8 protein-coding genes are annotated in these 7929 nt (G+C 71.8%); 3 read left to right on the top strand and 5 right to left on the bottom strand.

What is annotated here, in order from left to right; all coding sequences use genetic code 11:
* Positions 1 to 166: 166 nt before the first annotated feature.
* Complete coding sequence (locus ACWDR0_RS18675; protein WP_456352779.1) at positions 167 to 1555, bottom strand: Mucin-2; 1389 nt, start codon at positions 1553 to 1555, stop codon at positions 167 to 169.
* 265 nt (positions 1556 to 1820) lie between these two features.
* Entirely contained in the window at positions 1821 to 2393 is a 573-nt protein-coding gene (locus tag ACWDR0_RS18680) for a helix-turn-helix domain-containing protein (RefSeq protein WP_456352780.1), read from the bottom strand.
* A gap of 224 nt (positions 2394 to 2617) precedes the next feature.
* Between ACWDR0_RS18680 and ACWDR0_RS18685 the strand changes: the two genes are divergently transcribed.
* Together ACWDR0_RS18685 and ACWDR0_RS18690 are read left to right on the top strand one after the other, a co-directional pair.
* Positions 2618 to 3418 (top strand): aldolase, encoded by an 801-nt coding sequence (locus ACWDR0_RS18685; RefSeq protein WP_456352781.1) that lies wholly within the window; start codon positions 2618 to 2620, stop codon positions 3416 to 3418.
* Positions 3415 to 4344 (top strand): dihydrodipicolinate synthase family protein, encoded by a 930-nt coding sequence (locus ACWDR0_RS18690; RefSeq protein WP_456352782.1) that lies wholly within the window; start codon positions 3415 to 3417, stop codon positions 4342 to 4344. The genes ACWDR0_RS18685 and ACWDR0_RS18690 overlap by 4 nt, the downstream gene beginning before the upstream one ends.
* Positions 4345 to 4504: 160 nt before the next feature.
* On the opposite strand, the gene ACWDR0_RS18695 is transcribed toward ACWDR0_RS18690, so the two are convergent.
* From ACWDR0_RS18695 to sigK, 3 genes are all read right to left on the bottom strand, one after another.
* Positions 4505 to 5278: a glycosyltransferase family 2 protein gene (locus ACWDR0_RS18695; RefSeq protein WP_456352783.1), complete on the bottom strand. Its 774-nt coding sequence runs from the start codon at positions 5276 to 5278 to the stop codon at positions 4505 to 4507.
* Positions 5279 to 5413: 135 nt separating this feature from the next.
* Positions 5414 to 6157 (bottom strand): anti-sigma factor, encoded by a 744-nt coding sequence (locus ACWDR0_RS18700; protein WP_456352784.1) that lies wholly within the window; start codon positions 6155 to 6157, stop codon positions 5414 to 5416.
* A complete protein-coding gene (sigK, locus tag ACWDR0_RS18705) occupies positions 6154 to 6741 on the bottom strand; it encodes an ECF RNA polymerase sigma factor SigK (RefSeq protein WP_456352785.1) in 588 nt (195 codons plus the stop codon). The genes ACWDR0_RS18700 and sigK overlap by 4 nt, the downstream gene beginning before the upstream one ends.
* 375 nt (positions 6742 to 7116) lie before the next feature.
* On the opposite strand from sigK, the gene ACWDR0_RS18710 reads away from it, so the two are divergent.
* Complete coding sequence (locus ACWDR0_RS18710) at positions 7117 to 7764, top strand: fasciclin domain-containing protein (RefSeq protein ID WP_456352786.1); 648 nt, start codon at positions 7117 to 7119, stop codon at positions 7762 to 7764.
* Positions 7765 to 7929 lie beyond the last annotated feature (165 nt).

Below are 7929 nucleotides of genomic sequence, written 5' to 3' on the forward strand. Positions count from 1 at the left end.
GGACAGGACGGTTGCGGCCTGCTCGGTGGCTGCCCTCCGCACAGGAGACCTACGCGGTACACCCACAGGGATTCCCCTGAACGGACGACCCGCGCCGGCAGCGGCCGCACCCGTGAGGCGCGGCCCGGAAGGGAGTGGCGCGGGGCCGGGCGGTGCTGCTCGACTGTCAGGTGGGAATGCCGGCCCGGTTCAGGACATTCGCCATCTCGTTCCCGGGGAGCGCCGGGTTGGCACCCGCGCTGGAGGCCAGTTCGGGGACGTGGAGTGCCTCGCGGAGTCGGTGGAGTGGCAGGCGCGGGTCGCCGGCGGCCGCCTGGCGCGTCCAGACCGCGGGGTCATGGCTGAGCCGTTCGATCAGCGCGGGTGCGGCCGCCGGGTCCCGGACGGCAAGTCGGCGGTAGTTCCCGTCCGGGTGGTCCGCGTAGCGGGCGGCAAGGCCTTCACGGGGAAAGCGGGGGTGCGTCTCCGCCATCCAGGCGGAGAACGTTCCACCGAGGCGGGCGTACACGCGCATAAGGACCTCCTCCGGGGTGTCGGCGTGGTGCACACCCAGGAGGTTCTCGACCATGGGGTCCTCGGTATGTGCCAGCACGCGTACGAGGTCGGGCGGCAGGTGGGGGCTCTGGGCGGCGGTGCGCCGGAGCAGCGGATGGGCCGAGCCCGCGGCCCGTCGCAGCACCTCGGGGTCGGCGAACCCGTCCCGTACCCACTCGACGTCTCCCCTGGCGAAGTCCTCGACCGTGAAGTCGATCGCCATACGCCGCGTTTCGCTCAGTTCCGGTCTGAGGGAGACCGCGTGCCGTACGGTCTCGTCAGGGTCGACGGCGAGCCGCTCCACGAGGTCGGCGGGCAGCGAGGGATTCTCGGCGAGAGCCGCCAGGTGCATCCGCTCGGCAACGCACCGCCCGGCGACGGCACGGGACAGGAGTCCCCGGCGCAGCGCCTCGGCCGCGGACTCCGGGTCTCGGATCAGCCCGGCGGTGATGTGTGCGTCCTGCCGGCACTCCCACAGCGCGGCGGCCCGCCGCACCTCGGGGTCGGGGTCGGCCGACAGAGCCGCCCGCTCGCCCGATGCCAGGATCTCCCACACACGCACCGCACGCCGACGCGCGGCCGGATCGCGGTGGGCAGCCAGTGAGGCCACGAACGGCGGCGGCAGGTGACGCGATTCGAGCAGGGCCGTCCGCACGGAGGGGTCGGGGTCGTCGAGCAGTCGGGCGCACACGGCGTCCGGGAGCGGTGCGACCTTGGTGCGCGGACCGTACGACTCGGGTCCGCGAGCGAGAGCGGCCCGCACCTTCGGGGACGGGTCGTCCGCGAGCCGGGCCCGCTGGGCAGGCTCCGCGGCGCTCATGGCGAACTCGATCCGGGCGTTCGGGTTCGGGTGGGCCAGGATCACCGCGACGGCCGGTTCGGGGAGCCCGGCACGCCGGAGGGCGTTACGGGGCGGGCCGTGACCGCCGCCGTCGGAAGCCAGCAAGCGCAGCAGCCACGGTGTCGGCAGCGCCGGATTGCGGCAGACTCCGTCCAGCGCGGACGCATGGAACCCCACCATGATCTCCAACCCGTGTCGCTGCCGAATGGTCAACGACCATAGTTCCCCGCACTGTCGAGGCGGGTTCGGGTCCCAGAAGCCCGGACGCCTTTCCGCGGCAGACGCTGCGAGCCGGGCCGTCCGCCTCATCCGGCGGGCCGATCCCGTCACAGGCGGCCCGCCCGTAAACGGCCCGTCGCCGTGGCCACTGGGCCGGAAAGGGCCGGGCACACGCGGCTCAGGGGTAAGGACCGACCCCCATGAGCGCGGCCGCCAATGCGGAGCGTCAGGGCAGATGGGGGTGCGATGTGCCCGTCGTGTCCCGGTCGTCGCACACCACGAGCAGCAGCGCGGCACGCTCCGTACCCAGGGAAGCGAACTTGTGCGGTGTGGTGGCCTTGAAGTAGGCGGAGTCACCGGGGCCGAGCGTGATGGTTCGTGCGGGGAAATGGAGTTCGGCCCGGCCTTCGTGGACGAAGACGAACTCCTCGCCCGGATGGTCCCGGAACGGCGCCGGGGCGGCGTCGTGCGGCGGATGGAGCATGAACGGTGTCATCCGCTTGGTGCCGGCCCGGAGCGCGATGCCTTCGTAGCGCGACCCCGTTCCCTCGCCCGAGGTCAGCGGCTGTCGCTCGCCGGCCCGGGTGACGGTGACGTCCGCGAGCTCCTCCGCGTCGGTGAACAGGGTGTCCAGCGGGACGTCCAGAGCCTTGGCGAGTGAGGCGCCGACGGCGATCGACGGGATGCTCCGGCCTCGTTCGACCTTGGACAGATAGCTCTTGGTGACACCGGAACGCTCGGCGAGCGCTTCCAGCGTCATCAGCCGCTCCTTGCGCAGCTGCCGCACCCGATTGATCACTGGCCTCGTCCGCCCCTTCCTCCGGCTTGCCCCGCGGCCGGAGATCCGGCGGGACGGGATCTCCAGTATGTGCCCCGCCTCGGGCCTCCGGCAGAAGGGGCCGCCCCCTTCCCCGCATGACACCTTGTGTCCTATAGTCAACATCGTTTCCTGAAAGTGTCGCCACGAGCGGCACACCACGAGCGACGGGCCGGCCCGTGCCGGCCCCGGGATCGGAGCGGAACATGGCAGAGACACTGCACGAACCGAAGGACGTCCTCGTCGACCGCGCCAGGCGCCAGATGGACGGCCTCTTCGGGTCCTCGAAACTGACCACCCGCCAGAAAGTGGCCCTGACCTGTCGTATCGCCTACGACGGCGGACACGACTCCGGGCTCGCCGGCCAGATCAGCGCCCGCGGCGAGCTGCCCGGCACCTACTACACCCAGCGGCTCGGGCTCGGCTTCGACGAGATCACCGAGGAGAACCTGCTGCTGGTGGACGAGGATCTGAACGTCCTCGAAGGGGAGGGCATGGCCAACCCCGCGAACCGCTTCCACTCCTGGATCTACCGGGCCCGCGAAGACGTCAACTGCATCGTCCACACACACCCGTTGCACACCGCCGCACTGTCCATGCTGGAAGTCCCCCTGGTGATCTCCCAGATGGACACCACCCCCCTCTACGACGACTGCGCCTTCCTCAAGGAGTGGCCCGGTATCCCGGTGGGCAACGAGGAGGGCGAGATCATCTCCGCCGCCCTCGGCGACAAACGCGCCATCCTCCTCGCCCACCACGGCCAGCTCGTCACCGGCGCAAGTGTCGAGGAGGCGTGCAACCTCGCCGTCCTCATCGAACGTGCCGCCCGTCTCCAGCTCCTCGCCATGGCGGCGGGCACCGTCCGGCCGCTGCCGCACGACCTCGCCCGCGAGGCACACGACTGGACCTCCACCGACCGCCGCAGCCAGGCCAACTTCGCCTACTACGCGCGCAAGGCTCTGCGCAACCACCCCGACTGCCTCACGAGCGCCGCGGAGATCCGATGACCACACCACCGCTGCAGGGCATCATCGCGTACCCCGTCACTCCCTTCGACCCGGCCACCGGCGCCCTCGACCTGCCGGCGCTGCGGCGGCTGACCGGAGAGCTGGTCGACGCGGGGAGTCATGCCGTCGCCCCGCTCGGCAGCACCGGAGAGAGCGCATATCTCCGCGAGGCCGAGTGGGACGCCGTCTGCGAGACGACGCTCCAGGCCGTCGCCGGACGGGTACCCACCCTGGTCGGCATCTCGCACTGGAGTACGGAGGGCGCCGTCCGCCGGGCCAGGGCGGCGGCCCGCCACGGAGCCACCGCGCTCATGGTGCTCCCGCAGGTGTACTGGCAGCTCACCGAGGCCGAACTGGAGAAGCACTTCGCCACGGTCGCCGCGGCGACCGATCTGCCGGTCATGCTCTACAACAACCCGGGGACCAGCGGAGTGGATCTCACCCCGGACCGGGTGGTCGCGCTCGCCCGCCGCATTCCCACCCTCACCATGGTCAAGGAGAGCTCCGGCGATATCGCCCGCTTCCGCGCCATCCGTGAGCTGTCGGACGGCACGCTGTCCGTCTACAACGGCAGCAACCCCGTCGCTCTGGACGCCTTCCGCTCCGGTGCCGCGGGCTGGTGCACCGCCGCCCCCTGTCTCGTCCCCCGGGCCTGCCTCGACCTCTATGACGCGGCCGTACGCGGGGACGACGAGCGCGCGGACGCCGTGCTCGCCGAGCTGCTGCCCTTCCTGACGTTCATCGTCAAGCAGGGGCTGCCGCGGGCCGTCAAGGCCGGGCTGGAGATCTGTGACCGGCCGGTCGGCCCGCCCAGGCCGCCGTTGCTCCCCCTCCCGGAGGCGGAGAGGGAACAGCTGCGGAAGCTGCTGGCACTGCTCGGTTCCCGGACGGTACCCGGGCCGGCGTCACCGGTCGGCCCGGCCTGACGCCGTACGGGAGGCGCAGACGTCCCGGGTCCGCCCCCGGGTCCGGCCCCCGAAGGGGCGGGACGGCCGCGGGGCGGGCCCGGTCGGGGGCGGGGGCGGGCCCGGTCGGGCGCTTCGGTAAGCGGCCGTGCACGCGGTGTCGCGGACCGTATGGCAGGAGTCAGATGCGCGAGTTGCGCAGCGACTGCCACACGGCACCGGTCAGGGCCCGCGTGGACCGTACGACCGACAGATGCTCGTGCTCGCGGTACAGGGCCCAGTTGTACTGGACGAGCGACAGCTTGTTGGAGGACAGCGAGCCCGCCTGCTGCGCCCGGTAGACCGCCAGGGGCTCGGCCAGGCCCCGGGCGTCGGCGCCGTCCCGCATGATCGACAGCCAGAGGGCGTAGTCCTGGCGCTTGCGCATCTCCGGCATCAGCCTCGTGCCCAGGACGGTGCGGTCGTACATGGCCGTCAGGGCGCCGATGTAGTCCCGGCGCAGCATCGCGCGGTAGTCCACGTGTGCCCGGGCCCGGATGACCCGGCCGTTCGGGACCCAGTCGGTGCTCTCACCGTCGTGGTCGGCGTCCATCTTGAAGTACGAGGTGAAGGTGAGCGGCGCATCGCCTTCGGCGGCGAAGGCGAGCTGCTTCTCGGTCTTCTCGGGCAGCCACATGTCGTCGGAGTCGAGGAAGGCGATGTAGTCCCCGCGGGCCCGCTGGATCGCGAGGTTGCGGGCCCGGCCCGCACCGCCCTGTTCGGGTGCCGTCTCCGGCAGCACGCGCTCGTCCCGCTCGGCGAACTCGCGGAGCAGGTCCATGGAGCCGTCGGTGGACCGGTCGTCGGTGACCAGCAGTTCCAGGTCGCTGTGGGTCTGGGTGAGGACCGACCGGACGGCTGCCCCGAGGGTGGCTGCCGAGTTGTACACCGGCATCACTACCGACACCAAGGGCACAGTTCTTCTCCTTGTCAGATCAGGAAGGACGGTCCATCCAAGCACGCAATCGAGCAGGGGGCCGCCACGCAGGTCATGATCGTCGCCTCCGTGCGGGTGGGGGTGCGGTCGGGTGGACCGCCGGCCGGGGGTGTGTCAGGCGGGCAGGGCCATCAGCAGCAGGGGCCGGGTGGTGGGCTGCGGTGACCCTCCGGCGGGTTCGACGGTGAGTCCGAGGCCGGTGGCTCCGGAGGGTCGGGCGTCGAGGAGGACGGTGCCGTCCCGGTCGATGAACCCGGCCGGGCGCATGGTGCCCCGGTGGTCCAGCCAGAGCTGGTAGGTGGTGCCCCGGGCGGGTGCGGGCAGGCCGGTGGCGGTGAAGACGGCCCTGTTCTCGGCGGCGGAGGTGATGACCGTGGTGAGGGCGCCGTCGCGGGTCCGGCCGTGGGCGGTCCGGGCATCGGGCGCGGCCAGGACGGTGGTGATGCCGTCGAGGCGCTGCCGGCTCTCGTTCGCCCGCTGCCGGTGCTCCTCGCCCGACCGGTACTGCCAGGCGGCGATTCCGGCGAACGACGCCGCCGCGGCGAGGCTTGCGGCCAGCGCGAGGGGCACGGCGGTGCGCCGCCATGTCCCGGGGCGCGTTCTCGGCGTGTTCAGGTGCGGTGGCTGCTGGCGTACGCCGTCGATGGCCGTCAAGGTCCGCTGTTTCATCGCCGGGGGCGGTGGCTGGGAGGCCGCGGCGGCCAGGCGGGCCGCGGTGGCCTCGAACTCCAGAACGTCCTGGCGGCACGGTTCGCACTGGCCCAGATGGTGGGCAAAGGCTTCGCGGTCGGTGCCTTCGAGGGCGTTGAGCGCGTGTGCGGCGGCAAGGGTGTGGATGTCGGTCCCGGGCTGTTTCATGTGGTCACCCCCATGCAGTCGCGGAGCCGGATGAGGCCGTCGCGCATGCGTGTCTTGATGGTGGGCAGTGGTGTGCGGAGGGTTTCGGCGACTTCGCGGTAGGTCAGTCCCCGGTAGTAGGCGAGGGTGACGGCCTGGTTCTGGAGTTCGGTCAGACCCCGCAGGCAGCGCCGGACCTGTTCGCTCTCCAGCCGGGTTTCGACCTGTTCGGCGGTCTCGTCGAAGGCGGTCCGGTGCTCGCGGGCCGCCTGGGCCTGTTCGCGGTCGGCGGCGGCCTGGGCGGAGCGGACCCGGTCCACCGCGCGGCGGTGGGCGATGGTCGCCGCCCAGGTGGTGACGCTGCCCATGTCGGGCCGGTAGCGGGCGGCCCGGCGCCATAGGTCGATCATGACTTCCTGGGCGACCTCTTCGGACTGGGCCCGGTCGCGCAGGACCTTGACGACGATTCCGAAGACCAGCGGCGCCAGGGCGTCGTAGAGGGCGGAGAACGCCTCCTTGTCCCCTTGGGCGACCTGCTGCATGAGCGCGGGCAGGTCGCCCCGGCCCACGGGTTCCGTGGTGCGGGAAGGGAGCGGCCGGTTCACCGGACGGGCTCCGGCCGCGCCGCCCGGGCGAAGGCGGGGCCGGTGCGGGCCGCCCGGGAGCGGGATGTCGATGGCATGAAGTTCCTTGTCGCTGGCAGAAGGCCTGGCAGGGGGCGAGGGCGGCCACCGTGGTGCGGGGCCTCCTGATGCATCTTCGTAGCGGACCGGTGTGCGGATGGGCGGGCATCCCGCTCGCGCGCGAATAGGCGGGAAAACCCGCTCGCCCGCCACAGCCGGCGTCAACACCGGGCCCCGTGGCGGGCCGGGATTCATCAGAAGGAACGACGGACCCATCCGGCGGAGCGAGGTCTGCGAATAGCGGGCGTGGAGCAAGCCCGAAGCCAGTCGCACCCCGTCCATCAGGAGAGCTTGAACATGAACCGTACGCGTGCCAGCCGTATCTCGACCGCCGTCGCCGCAGCCGTGCTGCTGCCCTTCGCCCTGGTCGCCTGCTCCGACTCCGGCTCGGACACCAAGGCCGAGGCGCCCCCGGCGGCCGAGAAGACGACCGAGGCCGACAAGGCACCGGCCGGTGATCCCATGACGGACGGACAGCCGTTCGGCCCGGCCTGTGCCGGGGTGCCGAAGGAGGGCGCGGGCTCCTTCGACGGAATGGCCAAGGACCCGGTCGCCACCGCGGCTTCCAACAACCCGGCCCTGTCCACCCTGGTCGCCGCGGTCAAGCAGGCCGGGCTGGTGGACACCCTCAACAACGCCCAGGGCATCACCGTGTTCGCTCCGACGAACGACGCCTTCGCGAAGATCCCGAAGGCCGACCTCGACAAGGTCCTCGCCGACAAGAAGATGCTGACCAACATCCTCACGTACCACGTGGTCGGCCGGAACGTGACGCCCGGGGAGCTGACGAACGGGTCGTTCCCGACTCTCCAGAAGGGCATGGTCACCACCAGCGGATCCGGCCGGTCGTTCAAGGTCAACGGCTCCGCCGAGGTCGTCTGCGGCGATGTCCGGACCTCCAACGCCACCGTCTACATCGTCGACACCGTGCTGATGCCCCAGTAGCCGTACCCGCCCGTGCCCGCGACGGCCGGTGGCCCGCTGCCCCTCTTCTCCTTCCGGAGGGGCCGGTCACCGGCCGTCCGGCGTGTGCCGCCCACGGCCCGGAGGGTACGGCAGGCCCGGCGTTTCGCCGGTCGTGCCCCCGCCGCGGGGGGGGGGGGCGGGGGC

This window comes from Streptomyces sp. NPDC003691, assembly GCF_053981115.1.

What these genes read in the sequence shown, in the direction of transcription:
- ACWDR0_RS18690 (WP_456352782.1), top strand. Translation starts at nt 3,415, where the DNA reads ATGACCACACCACCGCTGCAGGGCATCATCGCGTACCCCGTCACTCCC.
- ACWDR0_RS18675 (WP_456352779.1), bottom strand. Translation starts at nt 1,555, where the DNA reads ATGGTGGGGTTCCATGCGTCCGCGCTGGACGGAGTCTGCCGCAATCCG.
- ACWDR0_RS18685 (WP_456352781.1), top strand. Translation starts at nt 2,618, where the DNA reads ATGGCAGAGACACTGCACGAACCGAAGGACGTCCTCGTCGACCGCGCC.
- ACWDR0_RS18700 (WP_456352784.1), bottom strand. Translation starts at nt 6,157, where the DNA reads ATGAAACAGCCCGGGACCGACATCCACACCCTTGCCGCCGCACACGCG.
- ACWDR0_RS18710 (WP_456352786.1), top strand. Translation starts at nt 7,117, where the DNA reads ATGAACCGTACGCGTGCCAGCCGTATCTCGACCGCCGTCGCCGCAGCC.